The sequence below is a fragment of the Jiangella alkaliphila genome (assembly GCF_900105925.1).
GTDB lineage: Bacteria > Actinomycetota > Actinomycetes > Jiangellales > Jiangellaceae > Jiangella > Jiangella alkaliphila.
In genome coordinates, this window is record NZ_LT629791.1 from 2625442 (window position 1) to 2647329 (window position 21888).

At 71.3% G+C, this 21888-nt stretch carries 21 protein-coding genes; 9 read left to right on the forward strand and 12 right to left on the reverse strand.

Translation table 11 applies throughout. The features are described from left to right. Positions 1–87 precede the first annotated feature (87 nt). Genes BLV05_RS12280 through BLV05_RS12305 form a run of 6 tightly spaced genes read left to right on the forward strand, consistent with a single transcriptional unit; the run spans position 88 to position 7619 of the window. Complete coding sequence (locus BLV05_RS12280) at positions 88–882, forward strand: ABC transporter ATP-binding protein (protein ID WP_052762517.1); 795 nt, start codon at positions 88–90, stop codon at positions 880–882. After that, the gene (locus BLV05_RS12285) at positions 879–2849 is read left to right on the forward strand and encodes an MGH1-like glycoside hydrolase domain-containing protein (RefSeq protein WP_046769136.1); all 1971 of its coding nucleotides are present in this window, start codon (positions 879–881) and stop codon (positions 2847–2849) included. The genes BLV05_RS12280 and BLV05_RS12285 overlap by 4 nt, the downstream gene beginning before the upstream one ends. After that, on the forward strand, positions 2846–4459 hold the full coding sequence (locus BLV05_RS12290) for an FAD-dependent oxidoreductase (RefSeq protein WP_046769135.1): 1614 nt from the start codon (positions 2846–2848) through the stop codon (positions 4457–4459). The genes BLV05_RS12285 and BLV05_RS12290 overlap by 4 nt, the downstream gene beginning before the upstream one ends. Next, entirely contained in the window at positions 4459–5376 is a 918-nt protein-coding gene (locus BLV05_RS12295; protein ID WP_046769134.1) for a dihydrodipicolinate synthase family protein, read from the forward strand. The genes BLV05_RS12290 and BLV05_RS12295 overlap by 1 nt, the downstream gene beginning before the upstream one ends. Before the next feature lie 14 nt (positions 5377–5390). Continuing rightward, the gene (locus BLV05_RS12300) at positions 5391–7022 is read left to right on the forward strand and encodes an exo-alpha-sialidase (RefSeq protein WP_046769133.1); all 1632 of its coding nucleotides are present in this window, start codon (positions 5391–5393) and stop codon (positions 7020–7022) included. Positions 7023–7034: 12 nt separating this feature from the next. Then, positions 7035–7619 carry a class I SAM-dependent methyltransferase gene (locus tag BLV05_RS12305; RefSeq protein ID WP_046769132.1) on the forward strand — a complete coding sequence of 195 codons (585 nt, stop codon included), beginning with the start codon at positions 7035–7037 and terminating at the stop codon, positions 7617–7619. Between the two features lie 72 nt (positions 7620–7691). On the opposite strand, the gene BLV05_RS12310 is transcribed toward BLV05_RS12305, so the two are convergent. Genes BLV05_RS12310 through BLV05_RS12330 form a run of 5 tightly spaced genes read right to left on the reverse strand, consistent with a single transcriptional unit; the run spans position 7692 to position 12899 of the window. After that, positions 7692–8891: an ADP-dependent glucokinase/phosphofructokinase gene (locus BLV05_RS12310; protein WP_046769131.1), complete on the reverse strand. Its 1200-nt coding sequence runs from the start codon at positions 8889–8891 to the stop codon at positions 7692–7694. 11 nt (positions 8892–8902) lie between these two features. After that, complete coding sequence (locus tag BLV05_RS12315; RefSeq protein ID WP_046769130.1) at positions 8903–9763, reverse strand: ketose-bisphosphate aldolase; 861 nt, start codon at positions 9761–9763, stop codon at positions 8903–8905. 51 nt (positions 9764–9814) lie between these two features. Then, on the reverse strand, positions 9815–10660 hold the full coding sequence (locus BLV05_RS12320) for a carbohydrate ABC transporter permease (protein WP_046769129.1): 846 nt from the start codon (positions 10658–10660) through the stop codon (positions 9815–9817). Continuing rightward, positions 10661–11611 (reverse strand): carbohydrate ABC transporter permease, encoded by a 951-nt coding sequence (locus tag BLV05_RS12325; protein ID WP_197683625.1) that lies wholly within the window; start codon positions 11609–11611, stop codon positions 10661–10663. 4 nt (positions 11612–11615) lie between these two features. Continuing rightward, positions 11616–12899 carry an ABC transporter substrate-binding protein gene (locus BLV05_RS12330; protein ID WP_046769128.1) on the reverse strand — a complete coding sequence of 428 codons (1284 nt, stop codon included), beginning with the start codon at positions 12897–12899 and terminating at the stop codon, positions 11616–11618. Positions 12900–13044: 145 nt separating this feature from the next. Between BLV05_RS12330 and BLV05_RS12335 the strand changes: the two genes are divergently transcribed. Then, entirely contained in the window at positions 13045–13884 is an 840-nt protein-coding gene (locus BLV05_RS12335; protein WP_046769127.1) for a DeoR/GlpR family DNA-binding transcription regulator, read from the forward strand. Between the two features lie 8 nt (positions 13885–13892). Here BLV05_RS12335 and BLV05_RS12340 read toward each other — a convergent pair whose 3' ends face one another. From BLV05_RS12340 to BLV05_RS12370, 7 genes are all read right to left on the reverse strand, one after another. Beyond that, positions 13893–14189 (reverse strand): 4a-hydroxytetrahydrobiopterin dehydratase, encoded by a 297-nt coding sequence (locus tag BLV05_RS12340; protein ID WP_046769126.1) that lies wholly within the window; start codon positions 14187–14189, stop codon positions 13893–13895. 12 nt (positions 14190–14201) lie between these two features. Further along, a complete protein-coding gene (locus tag BLV05_RS12345) occupies positions 14202–14960 on the reverse strand; it encodes an SDR family NAD(P)-dependent oxidoreductase (protein ID WP_046769125.1) in 759 nt (252 codons plus the stop codon). A gap of 38 nt (positions 14961–14998) precedes the next feature. Continuing rightward, a complete protein-coding gene (locus BLV05_RS12350) occupies positions 14999–15997 on the reverse strand; it encodes an acetamidase/formamidase family protein (RefSeq protein WP_046769124.1) in 999 nt (332 codons plus the stop codon). 10 nt (positions 15998–16007) lie between these two features. After that, a complete protein-coding gene (locus BLV05_RS12355; protein WP_046769123.1) occupies positions 16008–16796 on the reverse strand; it encodes a succinate dehydrogenase/fumarate reductase iron-sulfur subunit in 789 nt (262 codons plus the stop codon). A gap of 26 nt (positions 16797–16822) precedes the next feature. Beyond that, the gene (locus BLV05_RS12360; protein WP_046769122.1) at positions 16823–18652 is read right to left on the reverse strand and encodes a fumarate reductase/succinate dehydrogenase flavoprotein subunit; all 1830 of its coding nucleotides are present in this window, start codon (positions 18650–18652) and stop codon (positions 16823–16825) included. A gap of 16 nt (positions 18653–18668) precedes the next feature. Next, a complete protein-coding gene (locus BLV05_RS12365; RefSeq protein WP_046769121.1) occupies positions 18669–19466 on the reverse strand; it encodes a hypothetical protein in 798 nt (265 codons plus the stop codon). An 84-nt stretch (positions 19467–19550) separates the two neighbouring features. Beyond that, on the reverse strand, positions 19551–19838 hold the full coding sequence (locus BLV05_RS12370) for a hypothetical protein (RefSeq protein WP_046769120.1): 288 nt from the start codon (positions 19836–19838) through the stop codon (positions 19551–19553). Positions 19839–20037: 199 nt separating this feature from the next. Here BLV05_RS12370 and BLV05_RS12375 point away from each other — a divergent pair, with 199 nt between their 5' ends. Then, complete coding sequence (locus BLV05_RS12375) at positions 20038–20625, forward strand: ArsR/SmtB family transcription factor (RefSeq protein WP_046769119.1); 588 nt, start codon at positions 20038–20040, stop codon at positions 20623–20625. After that, positions 20622–21845, forward strand: coding sequence for an MFS transporter (locus BLV05_RS12380; RefSeq protein WP_046769118.1), 1224 nt, complete (start codon positions 20622–20624; stop codon positions 21843–21845). The genes BLV05_RS12375 and BLV05_RS12380 overlap by 4 nt, the downstream gene beginning before the upstream one ends. Positions 21846–21888 lie beyond the last annotated feature (43 nt).

Sequence of the window (21888 nt, forward strand, 5' to 3'; positions counted from 1 at the left end):
ACGATCAGGTGACAAAGGCGCGGTGCAGCGGGTGGGTTCGTCACCTGATCGTCGTCGCGCCGCCGCGTCGTGCAGAGGAGGACGGTCGTGACCGGGGCGTTGCTGGAGATCCGCGACCTGCGGGTGACGTTCGGCCGGCGGCGCGACCCGTTCGTGGCCGTCGACGGGGTCAGTCTCGACGTCGGCGCCGAGGAGACCGTCGGGCTGGTCGGCGAGTCGGGGTCGGGCAAGACCACCGTGGCGCGGTGCGTCGCCGGCTTGCAGCGGCCCGACGCGGGCACCGTCACGTTCGAGGGCCGGCCGCTGGAGCGGGCCGGCCGTCGCCCGGCCGAGCTGCAGCGGGCCGTCCAGATGGTGTTCCAGGACCCGCGCTCGTCGCTGAACCCGCGGATGAGCGTCGCCGGGATCATCGGCGAGGCGTGGCGCACCCACCCGTCCACCGCGCCGGACGGCGATCGCACCCAGGCGCTGCACGCGCTGCTGGCCGACGTGGGCATGGACGCCGACGTCGCCGACCGGCGGCCCGGCGACCTGTCCGGCGGGCAGTGCCAGCGGGTCAGCATCGCCCGCGCGCTGGCGGTCCGGCCGCGGCTGCTGGTCTGCGACGAGGCGGTGTCGGCGCTGGACGTGAGCGTGCAGGCACAGATCCTGCGGCTGCTCGTCGACCTGCGCAGTACGCACCACCTGGCCATGCTGTTCATCTCGCACGACCTCGGCGTCGTGCACCAGATCGCCGACCGCGTCGCCGTCATGCGTCGCGGCGAGGTTGTGGAGGAGGGCCTGGCCACCGACGTCCTCGGCAGCCCGCGGCACGAATACACGCAGGCGCTGCTTGACGCCGCCCTCGACCTCGACGACGCCGGCCCGGCGGTGACGGCATGACCGTCCCCGAACCACGAGGCTGGAACACCTGGGACGTCCGCACCCACACCGGCATGACGCACCTGCCGTCCGGGCTGCGGGTCCGGTTCGGCCTGCTCGACGCCGCCGGGGCGCCCGTGCTCGACGGGTTCACCTGGCGGCACGGGCTGGTCCGGCTCGGGCACCACACTGTCGACGGCGCGTTCGCCGAGGTCACGGTGCAGGTCGACGGCGTCGAGCTGCGGCTGACGATGGCCGGAGGCCCCGGCGACGAGCTGTACGTGCGCGCGGAGTCGGCCGGCACCGTCGTGGTCGACTGGCCGGGGGAGACCGGCTGGCGGCTCAACCGCGACGGCGACGACTTCCTGATCGCCCCGGCCGGCTCGACCGCGACGGCAGCCGACGTCGGCGCCGTGGTCGAGGAGCACCGGGCCACCGCGGACGCCGTCCGTCCCCGGTCCGGCGGCTGGTACCGCGACGCCGCCGACGCGCTGAGCCGGGCCGTCACCTGGAACACCATCCACGCGCCCGACCTGGACCGGGTCCTCACCCCGACGTCGCGCGACTTCGTCTCCGTCGAGCGGCAGGGGTTCTACGGCAGCTGGGCGCTGCACGCGTGGGACACGTTCTTCACCGGGCTGGTCGCGAGCGTCGTCGACCGCGACTACGCGCGCGGCATCCTGGGCCAGATCCTGCCGTTCGCCGACGCAGCCGGGATGATCCCGAACCGGGTCAGCGATGAGCGCGGCACCACGTGGGACCGGTCGCAGCCGCCGGTGGGCGCGATGACGGTGCTGTCGGCGTACCTCGCCGGCGGGCTGTCCGACGACACCCGCGACCGGCGGCTGCTGGAGGAGACCTTCCCCGCCCTGCTGGCCTGGCACGACTGGTGGCCCGAGCACCGCACCGGGCCGCACGGCGTGCTGACCTGGGGGTCGGACCCGGTCGACGGCGACGCCGAGTCGGCCACGCTGGACCGCACCAAGCGCGAGTCCGGCCTCGACGACTCGCCGATGTACGACGAGGCCAGGTACGACCCGGCGACGCACACGATGGACCTCGCCGACGCCGGCCTCAACGCGCTGCACGTCGCCGACGCCGAGGCGCTGGCCACCATGGCGAGCATCCTGCGCGACGACGCCACCGCCGCCCGGCTGACCGACGAGGCCGAGCAGGCCCGGGCCACGGCGGCGAAGCTGTTCTGGGACGACGACGCCCACGGCTACCGCAATGTCCGCGCCGACGGCAGCCACGACCCGCACGTCTCGCCGACGCTGCTCTACCCGCTGCTCGGCGGCTTCCCCACGGCCGACGCCGCCCGAGACATCGCCGACGCGCTGCTCGCGCCCGGCGTGCTCGGCGGCGAACGCCCGCTGCCCAGCGTCGCCCGCAACGACGCCGGGTTCGCCGCCACCTACTGGCGCGGCCGCATCTGGGCGCCGATGGCCTACCTCGCGGTCCAGGGGCTGCGCCGCTACGACCTGCGCGCCCACAGCCTGGCCGTCAGTGGCGCGCTGCTGGAGCTGTTCCTCGCCGAGTGGGAGACGCACAGCGCGGTCCGGGAGAACTACCCGGCGTTCGACGGCGAGGACCTCACCGGGTTCCAGCAGCGGTCGGACGGGCTGATGGCGTGGGGCGGGCTGCTGGCCCACCTCGCGTTCGGCGAGCTGGCCGAGGCCCGCGCCGACGGCTGGCGGTTCGCCCACCCGGGGCAACCGGCCGAGCTGCGCAACCTGCCGCTCGGCGACGGCCGGCTGACGGTGACGGCGGGCGACCGGCTGGTCGTGACGCTGGACGGCGCCGTCCTGCTGGACGCCGCGCCGGGCGTCGTCGTCACCGCGTACCGGCGCACCGCCGACGCCGTCAGCTGCACCGTCACCGGCACGGGTGACGTTCGCATCACAGGCACTCAAGGCGAGCCGGAAGCCGTCACCGTCGACGGCGGCACCCGGCACGTCCAGTTCGTCAGAGAGGGATCCCCCGCGTGAGCAGTGAGACGGCAACGACGACCGACATCCTCGTGGTGGGCGGCGGGCTGGGCGGCGTCGCCGCGGCCCTCGCGGCGCTGCGGCGGGGCCGGTCGGTCCTGCTCACCGAGGAGACCGACTGGATCGGCGGCCAGCTGACCAGCCAGGGCGTCCCGCCCGACGAGCACGCCTGGATCGAGCAGTTCGGCAGCACCCGCAACTACCGCGAGCTGCGCGAGAACGTCCGTGCCTACTACCGCACGTGGTACCCGCTGGCCGACTGGGCCCGCGAGGCCCGTGACCTCAACCCCGGCCAGGGTCGGGTCAGCCGGCTCTGCCTCGAGCCGCGGGTCGGCGCCGCCGTGCTCGAGGCGATGGTGGCGCCCTGGATCGCGGCCGGCCGGCTGCGCGTCGTGTACCGGCACCGCCCGGTGGCCGCGAGCGTCGACGGCGACCGCGTCACCGCCGTGGTGGTCGAGGGCCCGGACGGCGACCGGCTGGAGGTCCGCGCGCCGTACGTCCTCGACGCCACCGAGCTGGGCGACCTGCTGCCGCTCACCGGCACCGAGCACGTCACCGGGTTCGAGTCGCGGCACGACACCGGCGAGCCGAGCGCTCCGGACGAGGCGCAGCCGGACAACATGCAGGCGTTCTCGTGGGTGTTCGCCGTCGACCACCGGGCGGGCGAGGACCACACCGTCGACCGCCCGGCCGGCTACGCCGCCTGGCGCGACTACCAGCCGCCGAAGTGGCCGAACCCGCTGATCAGCCTCAGCGGCCCGGACCCGCGGACGCTGGAGACGTTCGAGCGGGCGTTCCTGCCCAACGGCGACGCCGGCCCGGTCGTGGCCGACCAGAGCAAGGATCCCGGCGACCGCGAGCTGTGGGCGTTCCGGCGCATCGTCGCGCGGTCGGTGTTCCGGCCCGGGTTCGCCGACAGCGACGTCACCGTCGTCAACTGGCCGATGATCGACTACCTGCCCGGACCGTTGATCGGCGTCAGCAACGAGGAGCGCGAGAAGCACCTCGCCGGCGCCCGCGAGCTGTCCATGTCGATGCTGTACTGGCTGCAGACCGAGGCGCCGCGGCCCGACGGCGGCACCGGCTGGCCCGGGCTGCGGCTGCGCGGCGACGTCATGGGCACCACCGACGGGCTGGCGAAGGCGCCCTACATCCGCGAGTCACGCCGCATCGTGGCCCGCCGCCGCGTCGTCGAGCAGGACCTGTCGCTGGCGGTCCGCGGCGACGCCGGCGCGGTGCAGTACTCGGACAGCGTCGGCGTCGGCATGTACCGCATCGACCTGCACCCCTCGACCGGCGGCGACACCTATATCGACGTCGCCAGCAGCCCGTTCCAGATCCCGCTCGGCGCGCTGCTGCCGGTGCGGCTGCGCAACCTGCTGCCGGCCGGCAAGAACATCGGGACGACGCACATCACCAACGGCTGCTACCGGCTGCACCCGGTGGAGTGGAACGTCGGCGAGGTCGCGGGCGCGCTGGCGGCGCACTGCCTCGCCGGCGGGCTGGAGCCGGGGCAGGTGCACGAGGACGGCGCTCGGCTGACGGCGTTCCAGGACGAGCTGGCCGCGGACGGCGTCGAGCTGGCCTGGCCGGAGATCAGGGGGTACTGATGACGGACGGTCGCGCCCTGCTGAGCGGGGTCATGGTGCCGCTGGTGACGCCGATGAGCAGGCCCGGGGTCCCGTCGGCCGGCGCCGCGGAGGACCTGCTGGCGGCGCTGGCGCAGGCCGGTGTGCGCAGCCTCATGTTGTTCGGCAGCAACGGCGAGGGCCCGCTGCTGCCGACGGGGGCACTGACGGAGTTCGCGGCCGGCGTCGCGGCCCAGTGGCGCCAGCTCACCGGCGACGGGCCGGTGCTGGTCAACGTCACGGCCGCCGGTACCGCGGAGGCGCTGGAGCGGGCCGCGGCCGTCCGCCTGGCCGAGCCCGACGCCGTCGTCGTCAGCCCGCCGATCTACTACCGGCACCGCGACGATGAGGTGGTCGCGCACTTCGCCGCGTTCGCCGCCGCGGGCGTGCCGGTGGTCGCCTACAACGTCCCGCGCTACAGCGTGCCGATGACGCCGGCGGTGCTCGACGAGGTGCTGGCGATGCCGCACGTCGTGGGCCTCAAGGACAGCTCCGGCGACCTCGCGCTGTTCGGCGAGGTGGTGGCCGCCGCCCGGCGCCGCGACGACGTCGGCGTCAGCCAAGGCTCGGAGACGCAGCTGGTGGCCGGGCTGGAGGCGGGCGCCGACGGCATCGTGCCGGGCATCGCGAACCTCGCCCCGGTGCCGAGCGTGGAACTGTACGACGCGTTCCGGTCCGGGCGGCTGGCCGACGCCGACGCCGCGCAGGAGATCGCCGACCAGGTGGTCAAGCTGCACACCGTCCGGCCCGGCGTGCCGTCGGTCAAGGCCGTCCTCGACTCCCGCGGGCTCTGCCCGCCGCACGTCGCCGCCCCGTTCGCGCCGGTCACCCCGGCCGAGCGGATCGCGCTGCTGGACCTGCTCCGCCCGCTCGACGCGCACCTGATCACCCCCCATTGATCTAAGGAGAGCTCGTGGAAGGCACCTCGATCAGTCGTCGCACCCTCGTTCTCGGCAGCGCCGCCGTCGGTGTGCTGGCCTCGGCCACGCCGGTGTTCGCCGCCGACTCGGCCGAGGGCGACTTCCAGGAGTCGCTGGTGTTCCGCGCCGGCGATGACGGCCTGGCGGTCTTCCATGTCTTCGGCCTGACGACGACAGTGGCCGGCTCGGTGCTGGCGTTCGCCGAGGCCCGCATCACCCAGCACGACGCCGACCCGCACCACCTCGCCGTCCGCCGCAGCCGCGACGGCGGGCGCACCTGGGAGCCGCTGCGCTACGTGCGCCGCTCCGACGGCGTCCAGTCGTTCATCAACCCGACGCCCCTGGTCGACCGGGAGTCCGGCCGGATCTTCCTGTTCCACGCCGAGTGCTTCCGCGACGCGGGCAACACCGGCGGCTCGCCGGACAGCTCCCGGTTGTACGTCGTCACCAGCGACGACGACGGCCAGACCTGGTCCGAACCGCAGGATCTGACCCAGCTGTTCGACGGCGACCCGAACGGGCAGACGCTGCACATGCCCGGGCCGGGGCACGGCCTGCAGCTCGCCGACGGCCGGCTCGTGCTGCAGGTCTGGCACCGCCGGGCGATCGCGTTCCCGGTCGCCGAGCGGCGCTACGGCGTCACCGTCATCCACAGCGACGACGGCGGCGCGACGTGGCAGGCGGGCGGCGGCGTCCCGCTGGACGGCGCCTACCCGCTGAACGAGGCCCGGCTGGTCGAGCGGCCGGACGGCGCGCTGGTCGTGCTCGGCCGGTACGCGTCCGGCGGCACCCACCCGCGGATCGTCTCCGTCAGCACCGACCGCGGCGCCACCTGGTCGCCGCCGGTGCTGGACGCGGCGGCCCGGCCGGTCAACGCGATCGACACCGGCATCGTCAGGCTCACCGGCCTGGGGGAGCGCGAGGACAGCCGGCTGGTGTTCTCGCGCACCGACTCGCCGACCCGCCGGAACATGACCGTCTCGATCTCCTACGACGAGGGCATGAGCTGGCCGTACAGCCGGGTCCTCACCGAGGGCCCGGCGTCGTACTCCGACACCGTCGCCCTGCCGGACGGCCGGATCGGCGTGCTGTACGGCCGCGAGCACGTGCCGGGCGTCACGACGAGCTTCTCCCGCGACATCGTGTTCGCGACGTTCGACCTCGCCTGGCTGACGTCCGGCGCCGACACCGGCCGCCGCGGTCCGGCCACCCGGCTGTCCTTCGAGGTCGAGTCGCTGCCGGTGACGTCGACGGCCGGCGTGACGGTGAACCGCCCGGCCGACGCCGCGGCCAGCGGCGGCGCCCGCGTCGAGGTGCTGGCGACCGACTACGGCCAGTACCTCGAGGCGACGATCGAGATCACCCGTGGCGGCCAGTACGACCTGTACGCGCGGTTCCGGCACCTGCCCAACGGCGGCGTCGTCGCCATTGACGTCGACGGGTCGCGGCTGGGCGGTCAGTTCGACACGTCGACGCTGTCGGTGCGGTCGTTCCGGACCGAGCTCGTCGGCCGGGTGGCGCTCGGCCGCGGCCGGCACACCGTCCGCTTCACCGTCGTCGACAAGCAGGTCGACTCGACCGGGGTCCGGTTCAGCCCGGACCTCATCGGGCTGGTGCTCGCGTGATGTGATGGTCGGGTGGCGAAGCCGACGCGCTGGGTGACCGACACCAAGGCCGGTCACTCGCAGTGGTACATCGAGCGGTTCCGGACCATGGCGGCCGACGGCACCGACCTCGGCGGCGAGGCCCGGCTGGTCGACGCCATGGTCGCGCCGGGGTCGAGGGTCCTCGACGCCGGGTGCGGCACCGGCCGGGTGGCCGCCGTCCTGCACGAGCGCGGCCACACCGCCGTCGGCGTCGATGCCGACCCGGAGCTGATCGCGGCCGCCCGCGCCGACCACCCCGGCCCGCGGTTCGTCGTCGCCGACCTGTCCGAGGTGGACCTCGGCGAGACGTTCGACGCCGCGGTGCTGGCCGGCAACGTCATGGTGTTCGTGGCGCCCGGTACGGAGACCGAGGTACTGCGGCGGGTGGCGGCGCACGTCGTGCCGGACGGCTTCGTGGTCGTCGGCTTCCACACGAACCGCCACCTCGTCCTCGACGACTTCGACCGCTCCGTGGCCGAGGCCGGCCTGCGGCTGGAGCACCGGTTCGCCACCTGGGACCTGCGCCGCTGGCACGACGACGCCGACTTCGCCGTCAGCGTGCTCCGCCACCGCTGACCCGCCCTCCTCCGAAGTTGATCTTGGAGTAGTGCGGCCATCTATCGGACATTTCACCCCGCAATTCCGGCTTTACTCCAAGATCAACTTCTGGGTGGTGGCGGCGAGGAAGCCGCCGACGAAGGTGTCGCCGAGGCCGATACTGGTCGGAACCGAGGTGTCCAGGACGTACGCCGGCACCCCGGCGGCGCGCGCGCCGAACGCCGTCCGCACCGCCGCGACCACGGCGGCGCCGCCCGGGTGCACCGGCCGCGTCGCCACCGCTCGCACCGAGTCGGCCGTCAGCCCGTCGCCGGCCAGGTAGCGGGCGCTGGCCAGCGCTATGCCGCCACTCAGCGCGTCCTCGAACCGGCCGGCGTCGGCGCCCAGCGCCACCGACCAGTACTTCGTGTGCACGACGACGACCGGTGCGGGCACCAGCCCGGTCAGCGCGCGCAAGGCGGACACCACCGCCGTCGGGTCCAGCAGGTCGACGCTCCGGCCGAGGCGCTCGCCCAGCTCGTCCTCGTTCATCGAGTAGACGTCGGCCAGCTCCAGCACGCCGGCCCGGGCGGCCGCCGCGATCGACGGCACGTGGTAGCCGGCGTCCTCGTAGAACGTCAGCGCACCGGCCGGCAGCCGGTCGACGGCCGCACGCAACTCGCCCAGCCGCCGCGCCAGGACGGCCGGGGACTGGATCGAGTTCAGGCCGGACACCAGGAACACGTCCGCCCGGCTCAGCGCCTCGCCGAGACCGGGGTGCAGCCGCAGCTCCCGGTTCGGCGGGTCGTGCACGTAGATGAGCCGGTTGGCGTGCGGCGCGTGCAGGTCCAGGTCGCCGGCCCGGATGCGCGTGCCGGCCGGGTACTGGACGATCAGGTGCGGGTCGAGTGAGTCGGCGTCGGCACTGCACAGGTAGTCGACCGACGGCGGCAGCAGCCGGCGCACGTGGTCGTCGATGCTGACCAGGTGCACCGTGCTGCCGACGCCGACAGCCGCCAGACCCAGCGCGGCGCGCACGCAGGTGCCGCCCAGGGTGACCCGGGTGTCGAATCGCGCCGCGAGGCCGGTGACGACGTCGGAGGAGGCGACGAAGCGCTCCCCGCCCGCACCGTCGCGGACGAACGCCAGCAGCGTGACCAGCAGCGACCGCTCACTGTCCACCGGGATGCCGGTGGACAGCTCCGCGGCGCGGATGTCGTGCTCGACGACCAGCCGCTCGATGGTCGCGGCGTCCCAGCTGATCTCGTAGTCGACGGTCCCGCCCAGGCCCAGTACCAGCCGTCCGGTCATGAACGACGTCCTCAGTAGAGCGCGGCCTTGCCGGCGGCGTCGAACAGCTCGATCTTCTGCGCCGCCGTCAGCTTCATCGCGTCGACGGCCGGCGGCTGGATGGTGTTCGGCTCGCGCAGCGACGTGTCGGCCAGCACCTCGCGCAGCTTCAGGTGGTAGGCGACCTTGATGTCGGAGGAGATGTTGATCTTGTTGATGCCCAGCTTCACCGAGCGGGCGATCTCGTCGTCGGGGTTGCCGGAGCCGCCGTGCAGCACCAGCGGCACGTCGACCTTTGCGGCGATGTCCTGCAGCAGGTCCAGCTTCAGTTCGGGCTTCATGTGCGCCGGGTAGATGCCGTGGCTGGTGCCGATGGCGATGGCGAGGGAGTCGACGCCGGTCTCGGCGACGAACGTGACGGCGTCGTCGGGGACGGTGTAGATGATCGCGTCGGTGCCGTCCTCGGCCTCGGAATCGGTCTTGCCGATGGTGCCCAGCTCGCCCTCGACGGAGATACCGAGCGTGTGCGCCGCCTCGACGACCCGCTGGGTGATGGCGACGTTCTCGGCGAACGGCAGCGTCGAGCCGTCGATCATCACCGACGTGAACCCGGTGCGGATGGCCAGCAGGATCTGCTCGAACGTGGCCCCGTGGTCGAAGTGGACCGCCACCGGCACCGTCGCCCGGTGCGCCCGGGCGATGACCGACTCCATCATGTCCACCCCGGTGTGGCGCAGCTCGTCCGGGTGGATCGCGACGATGAGCGGTGCCTGCAGCTCCTCGCTGATCTCGACGATGCCGTTCAGCATCGCGTGGTCACTGATGTTGAACGCGGGCACGGCGAAGTCGTTGTCGTGTGCGACGGCGAGCAGGTCTCGGCCATTCACCAGCATGTTCCAGGTCTCCTCGGTCGTTCGGGGGTGTGCGTGTTCGTCGGAAAGGGATCAGATCTTCACGGCGCCGGCACTCATACCTCCGATGAAGAACCGCTGGAAGAAGAGGAAGAGCACGAGAATGGGGACGCAGCCCAGGACGCTCATCGCCATCATCTCGTTCCATTCGTACGAGTGCTGGCCCATGAGCAACTGGATGCCGATGGGGACCGTGCGCATGTCCTCGGTGCGGGTCAGCGTCAAGGCGAACAGGAACTCGTTCCACGCGATCATGAACGTGTAGAGGCCCACCGACACCAGTCCGGGCACCGAGATCGGCACCAGAATGCGCCACAACGCGGTGAGCGGCCCGGCGCCGTCGACCTTGACGGCCTCGTCGAGCTCCTTCGGCAGCGTGTTGAAGTAGCCGGTCATCATGATGATCGCGTAGGGCAGGGTGAACACCAGATAGGTGAGGATCAGCCCCGGATACGTGTTGTAGAGGCCGAGCGTCACCATCAGCCCGAAATAGGGGATCAGCAACGTGATCGGCGGCACCGCCTGCACGCTGATGACCACCACGTTGAGCACCCGCTTCAACGGGAAGTCGTACCGGCTGAACGCGTACGCGGCGAAGATCGCCACCACCAGCGTCAGCGCCACCACCGACAGGCCGATGACGTAGCTGTTGACGAAGAACCGCAGCTTGGCCGGGTCGGTGAGGATGGTCGTGTAGGCGTCGAAGGAGAAGTTGTCGGTGATGAGCCGCGGCGGGTACTCGAAGATCTCGCTGTTCGACTTGAACGAGCTCAGTGCCATCCAGAGCACCGGGAGCCCGGCGAACAGCGCGCCGAGCACGAGGCCGGCATAGACGCCGGTCCGCTTGAGGCCGCGATGGCGGACGTTGGGCAGGTTCATTCAGTCCCGCACTCTCTGGTGCCTGACGTAGAAGAACGCCAGCACCATGGACAGGACGAGGATGATGACCGCGCTGGTGGAGGCCATCGAGAACTCGTACTTGCTGAACGCCAGCTTGTAGGTGAACGTGCTGAGCATCTCGGTGACGTTGATCGGGCCGCCGCCGGTGGTCATCCAGATCAGCGCGAACTGCTGCGTCGTCCAGATGAAGTCGAGCAGCGCCATGGCGATGATGATCGGCTTCAGCTGGGGGATGGTGACGTGCCAGAACTGCTTGATCGCGCCGGCGCCGTCGACCCTCGCCGCCTCGTAGAGGTCCTTCGGGATGCCCTGCAACCCGGCCAGCAGGCTGATCATGAAGAACGGGTAGCCGCACCAGATGTTGATGAACGTGACGGCGTGCAGCGCGGTGTCCGGGTCGGCCAGCCACTCGACGTTGCCGTCGATGAAGCCGGTGACGTCGAGCAGGTAATTGACCACGCCGTTCGGGTTGAGCAGCAGCCGCCACAGCACGGCCACGACGGCGATGGTGAACAGCCACGGCAGCACGTAGATCGCCCGGAACAGCGCCTTGGCCCACCGGCCCACGAACGCGCTGTTCAGCATCAGCGCGAACGCCAGCCCCAGCACGAGGTGGGCGAGCACGCTGACGACGGTGAAGTACAGCGTGTTGCGGATCGCCGTGTGGAACACCGGGTCGGTGACGACCTCGACGTAGTTGTCCAGCCCGACCGTCTCGGAGCTGCGCGTGGTGATGACGTTGTCCATCAGCGAGTAGCCGATGACCATGACGATCGGCAGCACCATGAGCGCGACCAGCAGCAGCACGGTCGGCAGCAGGTACAGGTAGGGCGTCAGCGACCGCCGCAGGCGTCCGGGCCGGGGGCCGGGACGGCGGGCGTCGGGCCCGCCGTCGCCGGCCTCGGCCGGTCGTAGCGTCAGCTGGGACAAGGTGTCAGAACTCCTCGAGCCAGCGGTTCTGTGCTGTGTCGAGGGCGTCGTCGACGGACTGGTCGCCGTCGAGGGCCCGCTGCAGCTCCTCGCTGAACATGCGCATCAGCTCCTCGGCGACCGGGAGGCCGGTGAACTCGTTGGCCGGGTAGCCGCTCTGGTAGATGTCGAAGGCCGCCGAGAACAACTCGTCGCCCTCGACGAAGTCGGGCACCGACGCGGTGTTGCCGGGGAACGCGTTGGCCAGCGTCGACAGTTCGGCGTTGACGTCCTGGCCGAGCAGGAACTCGACCAGCTTCCAGGCCTCTTCCTTGTGCTCGCTGTTCTCGGCGACGCCGATGCCCCAGGAGGCGTAGGGGATGCCGCGATCGCCGGTGTAGGAGTCCTCGGCGGGGATGGCGGAGATGCTGAAGCTCAGCTCCGGGTTCGCCTCGCGGATCGTGTTGACGTGGGCGAGCGAGCTGATCACCATGCCGACCCGGCCATTGGTGAACTCTTCGACCTTGTCCTGCTCTTTCATCGTGAACGAGCCCGGCGCGATGGCGCCGTCGTCCCAGAGTCCCTTGATGTACTCGACCGCGCTCTTGACGTCGTCGTTGGTGACGTCGGGCTGGCCGTCGGCGAGCATGCTGCCGCCGGAGGCCCAGACCCACGACATGACGTCGTTCTGGACGCCGTTCGGCGTCTCCAGCGAGAGCGGGAGCGCCCAGCCGCTGACGTTCTCGCCCAGGCCGGACAGCGCCGTGGCGGCGGCCTCGAACTCGGTGCGGTTCGTGGGCGGCGCGGTGACGCCGGCCTGCGCGAGCAGGTCGTCGTTGGTGAAGAGCGGATAGACGAAGTTGACCACCGGGATCATGTACGTGGCGCCCTCGAGCTCGACCTGCGAGGCGAGCGCGCTGTCGTCGAAGCCGGCGTCGTCCATGAGGTCGGTGAGGCTGGCGATGGAGCCCTGGTCGACGAAGTCGCTCACCCAGGCACCGTCGAGGCCGACGACGTCGGACATCGTGCCGGCGGCCGCACCGGCGACGACCTGTTCCTTCGTCGACGCGTACGGCCCGCTGAGCAGCTCGACCCGGATGCCGGGGTTCTCCTCCTCGAACTGGTCCATGAGCGCGCGGAGCGACCCGTCGGGCAGCTCGGGCTCCCACCACTGGCTGAACTCCAGGGTCACCTCGCCGCCGGCGGAGTCGTCGCCGGAGTCGCCGCCACCGCACGCGGCGGTCAGCGCGATGGCCGATGCACCGAGGACGGCGACGACTCGTCGTCTCGCGATGGCGCCGTTGCTCATCTCGTCACTCTCCTTCAGAGCTCTGTATGCGAGATAGTGCGACTTAGTGCAGCTTTATGCTGGTGCTCGGACGATAGTCGGCACTGCGCTGCACGTCAAGACGCCGGATCTCGCGCGTTGTGCGGTTCTGTGCTAGAAATCTCGCATGGCCGCGCAGACACCCACCGGCGGCGACGCGATCGGTCAGCCCCGCCGGCTGCCGGCCGGGCGGAAGGCCGAGCTGGCGTCATACGTGACCGAGCTCGGGCAGGTCACGGTCGCCCAGCTGGCCGAACGCTTCGACGTCTCCCTCGACACCATCCGGCGCGACCTCGACCAGCTCGACTCCGAGGGCGTGCTCATCCGGACGCACGGCGGCGCGGTCGGCCTGTCCGCCGTCCCGCGGCCCGACACCGGCCTGGACGTGCGCATGCGCATGCAGGCGTCGGCCAAGGAGCAGATCGGCGCGCTGGCCGCCGGGCTGGTCACCGACGGCGCCGCGATCATCGTCAACGCCGGCACCACGACGCTGGCCGTCGTCCGGCACTTGCGCGACCAGCGCGACCTCACGATCGCCACGAACAGCCTGCAGCTACCGGCGGAGATCTCGCCTGACGTCGTCCGCGACCTCTACGTGTTCGGCGGCCAGGTGCGCTTCAGCGCGCAGGCCACCGTCGGGCCGGTCAGCTTCCATCGCATGTCACCCGGCGACGACCTGCAGATCCAGTGCGACCTCGCGCTGATCGCCGTCGGCGCGGTCGACGCGGCCAGCGGTTACACCACCAGCAACCTCGGCGAGGCCACCATGATGGCCGAGATGATGGACCGCGCCACGCAGGTCGCGGTGCTGGCCGACTCGTCCAAGTTCGACCGCCGGCTGTTCGCCCGGGTGGCCGAGCTGGGCCGGGCCCACTACCTCGTCACCGACGCCGCGCCGCCGGCGGCGCTCGGCCGTGTGCTCGAGGAGGCCGGGGTCAAGGTCCTGGTGGCCGGCGACAACGCCTGAGCGCTCGCTCAGCCCGCCGCGTGCCGGCCGGCGATCTCGTCGATGGTGCCGGCGAGGTCGATGTCCTTCTGCGTGACGCCACCCTCGGAGTACGTGAGCAGCGTGAACGTCACCTTGGTCCAGCGGATGTCGATGTCCGGGTGGTGATCGGCCGCCTCGGCCGCCTCCGCGACGTCGTCGACGATGCGGATGCCGGTGGGGAAGTCCGGCGCCTCGACGCTGCGGGTGATGGCCGACGTGTCACCCGACCAGCCGGGCAGCCCCGCGAGTGCGGTACGGACGCCGTCGTCGTCGAGCAGGGTCATGATCTACCTCCGTCACACCTGGACGCCGCGGGTCAGCGCGCCGTCCACGACGAGATTGGTGCCGCTGATGCGGCTGGCCACGGGGCTGGCGAGGAAGACGACGGGAGCCGCGACCTCCTGGGGCGTGCCCATGTGGCCGGTGGGGTTGAGGTCCACCGCGGTCCGGTACAGGTCGGGGTCGCCGCTCTCGATGCTCGCCCAGACGCCGCCCTCGAAGTAGGTGTTGCCCGGCGACACGGTGTTGGCGCGGATGCCCTTCTCGGCCAGCTGCATGGCCAGCCCGTTGATGTACCCGATGATGGCGGTCTTGGCCGTCCCGTACGGCCCGGAGGCGAAGTCGGACTCGCGTCCGGACACGCTCGAGATCGCGATGATCGACGGCGCCGGGGCCTGCTCGAGGTGCGGGAGGGCGGCGCGGACCAGCCGGACGGTGTGCATGAGGTCGACGTTCAGGCTCGCCAGCCAGTTCTCCTCGGTGTCCGGGATCGCCAGAGCGCTGACGCTGGCCACCACCGTGTCGAGGCCGCCGAACGATGCGGCCGACCGGTCCACCCAGGCGGCGATGGCGTCGCCGTCGCCGACGTCGACCACCGTGCCGGTGACGGCGCCGCGCTGGCTGAGCGCGTCCTGGGTCGCGCTGACCGCGTCGGCGTTGCGCGCGCAGAAGCCGACCGTGGCTCCCTCGTCGAGGAACGCCTCGACGATGGCCCGTCCGATGCCGCGGGTGCCGCCGGTGACGAGGACGCGGGTGCCGCTGAGCTGCAGGTCCATGGCCGGCCCTTTCCAAGGGGAGTGAAGGGAGAGCAGGGTCAGATCGTGGCGGCCCGGGCGCGCAGGTCGGCGTGGATGCCGCCGAACGCGTCGGCGGCCGGGAGCAGCGACTTCGCCGCCTTGACCACGACGCTGTAGTTGGCGTCGACGACGTTCGCGACCGGTACCTCGGCGATCTGCGAGCACAGCTGATACGCGTCCATCGTGTGCAGGCCGTAGAGCTCGGCGACCCAATGGACGAGCTCGGCGTTGCCGATGCGCCAGGAGTCCTCCATCGGGCGGCTCGAACCGACCGTCATCCAGTGCGAGTCGTCCTCGAGGCGGGGCCAGCCCGGAGCCCCGCCCTTGACGAGGTCGACGATGAGCGTGGTGGTCATAGCGCCCTCGACGGCGGTGCCGCAGGCCTCGCCCTCGCCCTGGCGGTAGTGGCCGTCGCCGACGGAGAACAGCGCCCCCTCGACGTTGACGCCGAGGAAGACCGTCGTCCCGGCGCGCATCTGCGGGGTGTCCATGTTGCCGCCGAAGCGGTCGGGCACCAGGGACGAGCGCACCTCGCCGCCGGCGGGCGCCACCCCGACCGTGCCGAGCATCGGGGCGACGGGCAGCTCGATGCGGTGGTCGCTGTGCCGGGCCGCGAAGGCGACCGTGTTGCGGTCGCGGTCCAGCTCGTAGATCCACGTGGTGTCGGCCAGCGGATCCTGCAACGTGACGACGCGGTCCGTGCTGGTCATGCCGCCGAAGAACGGGATGGCCGCCGACGCTCCCCAGTCGCGGGCCGGCTCCAGCGCCGCCAGGTGCAGCACCAGGGTGTCACCGGGCTCGGCGCCCTCGACGTAGAACGGCCCGGTCTGCGGGTTGACGAACCGGAGGTCGACCTTGGCGCTGGACAGGTCGTCGGTCGTGCGTAGGACGCCACCGAACGCGTCGTCGGACCACAGCCGCAACGCCGTGCCCGGCGCGACCCGCATCGCCGGAGCCGCGCCGCCGAAGGTGTAGGCGTACTGATCGCGGGTGGGCGTGTACTCGATGACGTCCATCTTCCGGAAACTACTCCGTCTGTGGCTGCGGCACCTGTGCCTCGGGCAGCTGGTCGCGGCGGAAGATCTTCCGGCCGAGCCAGGTGACCGGGTCGAAGGACCGGTCGACGACGCGCTCCTTCATCGGGATGATCGCGTTGTCGGTGATGTGGATGCCCTCGGGGCACACCTCGGTGCAGCACTTGGTGATGTTGCACAGCCCGATGCCGGCCTGCTCGCGGGCCAGCGCGCGGCGGTCGTTGGTGTCCAGCGGGTGCATCTCCAGCTCGGCGTAGCGCAGGAAGAACCGCGGGCCGGAGAACGACTGCTTGTTCTCCTCGTGGTCACGGATGACGTGGCACACGTCCTGGCACAGGAAGCACTCGATGCACTTGCGGAACTCCTGGCCGCGCTCGACGTCGACCTGCTGCATGCGGTACTGGCCGTCGGCGGGCCGCGGCTCCGGCGCGAACGGCGGCACCGTCTCGGCGACCTTGTAGTTGTAGGAGACGTCGGTGACGAGGTCGCGGACGACGGGGAACGTGCGCAGCGGCGTCACCGTCACCGTCTCGCCCTCCTCGAACGTCGACAGCCGGGTCATGCAGGCCAGCCGCGGCCGGCCGTTGATCTCGGTGCTGCACGAGCCGCACTTGCCGGCCTTGCAGTTCCACCGCACCGCGAGGTCGCCGGACTGCGTGGCCTGGATGCGGTGCAACGCGTCGAGGACCACCTCGCCCTCTTCGACGGGGACGGTGTACTCCACCAGGTCCCCGCCGGTGGCGTCGCCACGCCACACCTTCATGTGCAGGTCATATCCCACTTGACGCCTCCTCGGCGGTCACATCTCTAGTTGAACAGCTCGCGCAGGTCGTCGGGCATCTGGGGCAGCGGCTCGCGGGTGACGCCGACGGTCTCGCCGTCGAGGCGGCAATGCAGGTTCAACGTGCCCCACGTGTCGTCGGTGGCGGGGAAGTCGTCGCGGGTGTGCCCGCCGCGGCTCTCCGTGCGCTCGAGCGCCGCCCGCGCGATGCACTCTGAGACCCGCAGCATGTTGTGCAGGTCAAGGGCCAGGTGCCAGCCCGGGTTGTACTGACGGTGCCCCTCGACGCTGAGCCGGGTGATCCGCTCGCGCAGGCTCGCGAGGTCGGTCAGCGCCCGCTCCATCTCGTCGGCGGTCCGGATGATGCCGACCAGGTTGTGCATGACCTCCTGGAGGTCGTGCTGGACGGTGTACGGGTTCTCGCCGCCCTCGATGCCGAACGGCGCCAGCGCGTGCTCCGACGCCGCGCGGATCTCCTCGTCGGTGATCGACGCCCGTTCCTCGCGCCGCCGGCCCGCCGCGTAGGCCGCGTTGAGCCCCGTCCGCCGGCCGAAGACCAGCAGGTCGGACAGCGAGTTGCCGCCCAGGCGGTTGGCGCCGTGCATGCCGCCGGCCACCTCGCCCGCTGCGTACAGGCCCGGCACCACGGACTCGCCGGTGTCCGGGTCGACGGCCACGCCGCCCATGACGTAGTGGCAGGTCGGGCCGACCTCCATCGGCTCGGCCGTGATGTCGACGTCGGCCAGTTCCTTGAACTGGTGGTACATCGACGGCAGCCGGCGGCGGATGTACTCAGGCGTCCGGCGCGCGGCGATGTCGAGGAACACCCCGCCGTGCGGTGACCCGCGACCGGCCTTGACCTCGGCGTTGATGGCCCGGGCGACCTCGTCGCGGGGCAGCAGCTCCGGTGGCCGGCGGTTGTTCGTCTTGTCCTCGTACCAGCGGTCGGCCTCCTCCTCGGAGTCCGCCGTCTCGGCCTTGAAGAACTCGGGGATGTAGTCGAACATGAACCGGCGGCCTTCGCTGTTGCGCAGCACGCCGCCGTCGCCGCGGACCGACTCGGTGACCAGGATCCCCTTCACCGACGGCGGCCAGACCATGCCGGTCGGGTGGAACTGGACGAACTCCATGTTCACCAGGCTCGCGCCGGCCTCCAGCGCCAGCGCGTGGCCGTCGCCGGTGTACTCCCACGAGTTCGACGTCACCTTGTACGACTTGCCGATGCCGCCGGTGGCCAGCACGACCGACGGCGCCTCGAACGCGATGAACCGGCCCGACTCGCGCCAGTACCCGAACGCGCCGGCGATGCGGCCCTCGCTCTCGGCCGAGACACGCTTCTCCGTCGAGGACGGAGATGTCTTGACCAGCTTGGTGACGGTGCACTCCATGAACACCTCGATACCGAGGGCCACGGCGCGCTGCTGCAGCGTGCGGATCAGCTCGAGGCCGGTGCGGTCGCCGACGTGCGCCAGCCGGGCGTAGCGGTGGCCGCCGAAGTCGCGCTGGGAGATCAGGCCGTCGGGGGTGCGGTCGAACAGCGCGCCCCACTCCTCCAGCTCGCGGACGCGGTCGGGCGCCTCCTGCGCGTGCAACTGCGCCATCCGCCAGTGGTTGAGCATCTTCCCGCCACGCATGGTGTCGCGGAAGTGCACCTGCCAGTTGTCCTCTTTCCACACGTTCGCCATGGCGGCGGCGATGCCGCCCTCCGCCATGACGGTGTGCGCCTTGCCCAGCAGCGACTTGCAGACGATGCCGACCTTCGCGCCCGCGTCGTGCGCGGCGATGGCGGCCCGCAGTCCGGCGCCCCCGGCGCCGACCACGAGCACGTCGAAGCTGTGCCGTTCGATTTCAGCCATGGTGCTGCTCTGCTCCTCAGAAGAACCGCGGGTCGGACCAGGTGCCGGACGCGACCATCCAGATGTAGAAGTCGGTGAAGCCGACCCAGACCAGGGACGCCCACGCCAGCTGCGCATGCCGGCCGTTGAGCACCGACACCCCGCCCCAGAGCCGGTACCGCACCGGATGCTTGGAGAAGTTGCGCAGGCGGCCACCGATGATGTGCCGGCACGAGTGGCACGACAGGCTGTACAGGCCCAGCAGAACCGCGTTCACCACGAGGATCAGCGTCCCCAGGCCCATATGGCCCCACTCGCCCTCTGGCGACTTGAACGCCATCACCGCGTCGTAGGTGAGCAGCACGTTGTAGGCCAGCGCGACGTACAGCGCGTAGCGGTGGATGTTCTGCAGGATCAGCGGGAACTGCGTCTCGCCGCTGTAGCGTCGGTGCGGCTCGCCGACGGCGCAGGCCGGCGGCGACATCCAGAACGACCGGTAGTACGCCTTGCGGTAGTAGTAGCAGGTCAGCCGCAGGCTCAGCGGGATCACGAGGATCAGCACCGCCGGCGAGAACGGCCACCAGTCGCCCACCCAGGTGCCCAGGTGGCGGGAGCCGTCGACGCATTCAGTGGTGACGCACGGCGAGTAGAACGGCGTCAGGTACGGCTCGGCGAAGTAGTGCTCGCCGACGAAGGCCCGGTAGGTCGCGTAGACCACGAAGGCGAGCAGCACCAGCGCGGTGAACGAGGGATAGAGCCACCAGCGGTCCGTTCGCAGGGTGCGGGCGGCGATGCGGGCCCGGGTCGGAGACTTGATTCCCGTGGGGGCGGCCATGTCTTCTAAGTGCTCTTTTCAGAGAACGGGGGACGGGGACGGACGGTCTCGCGCGGCGGTCTCACGTGGCGGCGGAGCGACCGGTCATGGAGCCCGCCGGTCGGGGGCGCCCAGGCCCTCGTCCTCGGCGCCGGCCCACATGCTCGGGTCGTACGGCTCGTCGGGCACGATCTCCAGCTGCCGGACCGGATGCGGCCGATGGCCGGGCTGGGGGTCACCGAGTTCGACGAGATCGTCGCCGAGCCGTGCCACGTCGCTGACCAGCCGCCGGACGCCCAGGGTGTCGCCGTAATGGAGGCGCAGAGTGGCCACCGCCGCGTCGAGCGCGGACACGGCCTCGGCCACTGCGGCCCGGCTCTCGGACACTCCCATCACTGCCTCCCGCGAGCGTCGGCGGTCGCGATAGGCCGCAGCCTGGCACGGGTGAGGCTCCGAATCCAGGGGTTGTCTGCGATGGGATGAACATCACATGGCACCGCCCTTGATTTTCTGGACGATCTTGTTGTCAAATTCGTGCCACTATGCAAAGGGATGCTTGCAAAGAAGTGTTGGCACGCGCTATTTTGCCGCCATGCCGGAGCAGCCGCGACGCCGCATCGACGCGACCACGCTGCGTGGTCTGGCCCATCCGCTGCGCGTCCAGCTCTACGACGCGCTGGTGACGTACGGCCCGGCCACCGCGACCCTGCTGGCCGAGCGGTTCGGCGAGAGCACCGGGTCGACCAGCTACCACCTGCGCCAGCTCGCCAAGCACGGGTTCGTCGAGGAGGACCCGGCCCGCGGCGCCGGCCGCGAGCGGTACTGGCGCGCCTATCCCGGCGGCAGCCAGCTCGACCGGGAGGAACTGTCCGAGGGCGCCCTCGGCGAGGCCGCCCGGCTGGTCGTCGACGAGTTCCAGCGGGCGCAGTCGGCGCGGTTGGAGTACTGGATCGCCGAGGGCTACCACCAGGTCCCGCAGGAGTGGGGTCAGGCCGCCGTCAACTCGACGTCGCACCTGCGGCTGCTCCCGGACGAGTTCGAGCGGCTCGGCGCCGAGCTGATGGCGGTCCTCGACGCCTGGCGCGAGCGTGTCGCCGGCCGCGAGCCCGCCCCCGACGACGCCCGCATCGTCGAGGTCCAGCTGCACACGTTCCCGGTCGCGCACCAGGACGGGCCGTGACGGTCGCGGCGCCGGCGCGCGGGCTCGGCCCGGCGTTCACCCGGCTGTGGGGCGCCGCCGTCGGCAGCAACCTCTCCGACGGGTTCGCGGCGACGGCCGCACCGCTGCTCGCGGCCTCGCTGACCCGCGACCCCGTCGTCATCTCTCTGGTCGGCGTCGCGCAGTTCCTGCCGTGGCTGCTGTTCGGCGTGCTGTCAGGCAGCGTCGTCGACCGGTTCGACCGGCGCCGCGTCGCGGCGGTCGCGTGCGGGGTGCGTGCCGTGGTCGCCGCCACGCTGTGCCTGCTGGTCGCGACCGACACCATGGTCATCGCCGTGCTCATCGCCGCGGTGTTCGTGTTCGGCGCGTTCGAGACGGTGGCCGACGGGTCGCTGCAGGCCATGGTGCCGGCGGTGGCCGGGCGCGACGGCCTGGTGCGGGCGAACAGCCGGTTCCAGGCCACCGACACCGTCGCGCAGAACTTCGTCGCCGCGCCGCTGGCCGGCGTGCTGTTCGCGGTGGCGGCGGCGCTGCCGTTCGTCGTGCACTCCGCCGGTTACCTGGTGGCCGCCGTCCTCGTCCTCACCCTGCCGCTCAGCGCCGCCCGGGCGCCCCGGGCCGACGGCGAGGCGAAGGAGCCGCTGACCCGTCGGTCGCTGGCCGAGGGGATCCGGTTCCTGGCCGGGCATCCGCTGCTCAGCCGTCTGTGGGCGATCAACGTCGTGCTGGCGATGTTCAACGCACTGGCCCAGGCGGTGTTCGTCCTCTATGTATTGGAGCGCCTCGACCTCGCTCCCGCCGTGTTCGGCGTGTTCGCCATGGCCGCGGCGGTTGGTGCGGTGCTCGGCGCGCTGATCGTGCCCCGGCTGGCCCGGCGGTTCCGTCGCGGCCCGGTCATGCTCGCCGCGGTTCTGGTCACGGGCACGTCCTACGCGCTCTGCGGGTTCGTGCCACACCCCGTCGCCGCGGCCGCGGGCATGGTCACCGTCGGCGGCAGCGTCGCGGCGTGGAACGTCGTCAGCATCACCGTCCGCCAGGAACTGGTGCCGAGCCGGTTGCTCGGCCGCGTGCACGGGGCGTGGCGGACCTTCGGCTGGGGGCTGATGCCGGTCGGGACATTCGCGGGCGGACTGCTCGGCGCGGTCGATCTGAGACTGCCATTCATCGTCGGCGGAATCGGAATCGCGGCCGCAGGATTGGTCGTGCACCGAACCCTTCTTGTCCTGTCTGATACCGATTGAACAGGAGAATTTCCGGGAAGGTTCGTGTCCGATCCGTTGTGAT

Bases quoted from the DNA above. Each gene is read 5' to 3' on its own strand.
- BLV05_RS12320 (WP_046769129.1), bottom strand. From the start codon at position 10,660: ATGAACCTGCCCAACGTCCGCCATCGCGGCCTCAAGCGGACCGGCGTC.
- BLV05_RS12375 (WP_046769119.1), top strand. From the start codon at position 20,038: ATGCCGGAGCAGCCGCGACGCCGCATCGACGCGACCACGCTGCGTGGT.
- BLV05_RS12370 (WP_046769120.1), bottom strand. From the start codon at position 19,838: ATGGGAGTGTCCGAGAGCCGGGCCGCAGTGGCCGAGGCCGTGTCCGCG.
- BLV05_RS12340 (WP_046769126.1), bottom strand. From the start codon at position 14,189: ATGACCCTGCTCGACGACGACGGCGTCCGTACCGCACTCGCGGGGCTG.
- BLV05_RS12285 (WP_046769136.1), top strand. From the start codon at position 879: ATGACCGTCCCCGAACCACGAGGCTGGAACACCTGGGACGTCCGCACC.
- BLV05_RS12315 (WP_046769130.1), bottom strand. From the start codon at position 9,763: ATGCTGGTGAATGGCCGAGACCTGCTCGCCGTCGCACACGACAACGAC.
- BLV05_RS12360 (WP_046769122.1), bottom strand. From the start codon at position 18,652: ATGGCTGAAATCGAACGGCACAGCTTCGACGTGCTCGTGGTCGGCGCC.
- BLV05_RS12345 (WP_046769125.1), bottom strand. From the start codon at position 14,960: ATGGACCTGCAGCTCAGCGGCACCCGCGTCCTCGTCACCGGCGGCACC.
- BLV05_RS12365 (WP_046769121.1), bottom strand. From the start codon at position 19,466: ATGGCCGCCCCCACGGGAATCAAGTCTCCGACCCGGGCCCGCATCGCC.
- BLV05_RS12335 (WP_046769127.1), top strand. From the start codon at position 13,045: ATGGCCGCGCAGACACCCACCGGCGGCGACGCGATCGGTCAGCCCCGC.
- BLV05_RS12330 (WP_046769128.1), bottom strand. From the start codon at position 12,899: ATGAGCAACGGCGCCATCGCGAGACGACGAGTCGTCGCCGTCCTCGGT.
- BLV05_RS12310 (WP_046769131.1), bottom strand. From the start codon at position 8,891: ATGACCGGACGGCTGGTACTGGGCCTGGGCGGGACCGTCGACTACGAG.
- BLV05_RS12350 (WP_046769124.1), bottom strand. From the start codon at position 15,997: ATGGACGTCATCGAGTACACGCCCACCCGCGATCAGTACGCCTACACC.
- BLV05_RS12295 (WP_046769134.1), top strand. From the start codon at position 4,459: ATGACGGACGGTCGCGCCCTGCTGAGCGGGGTCATGGTGCCGCTGGTG.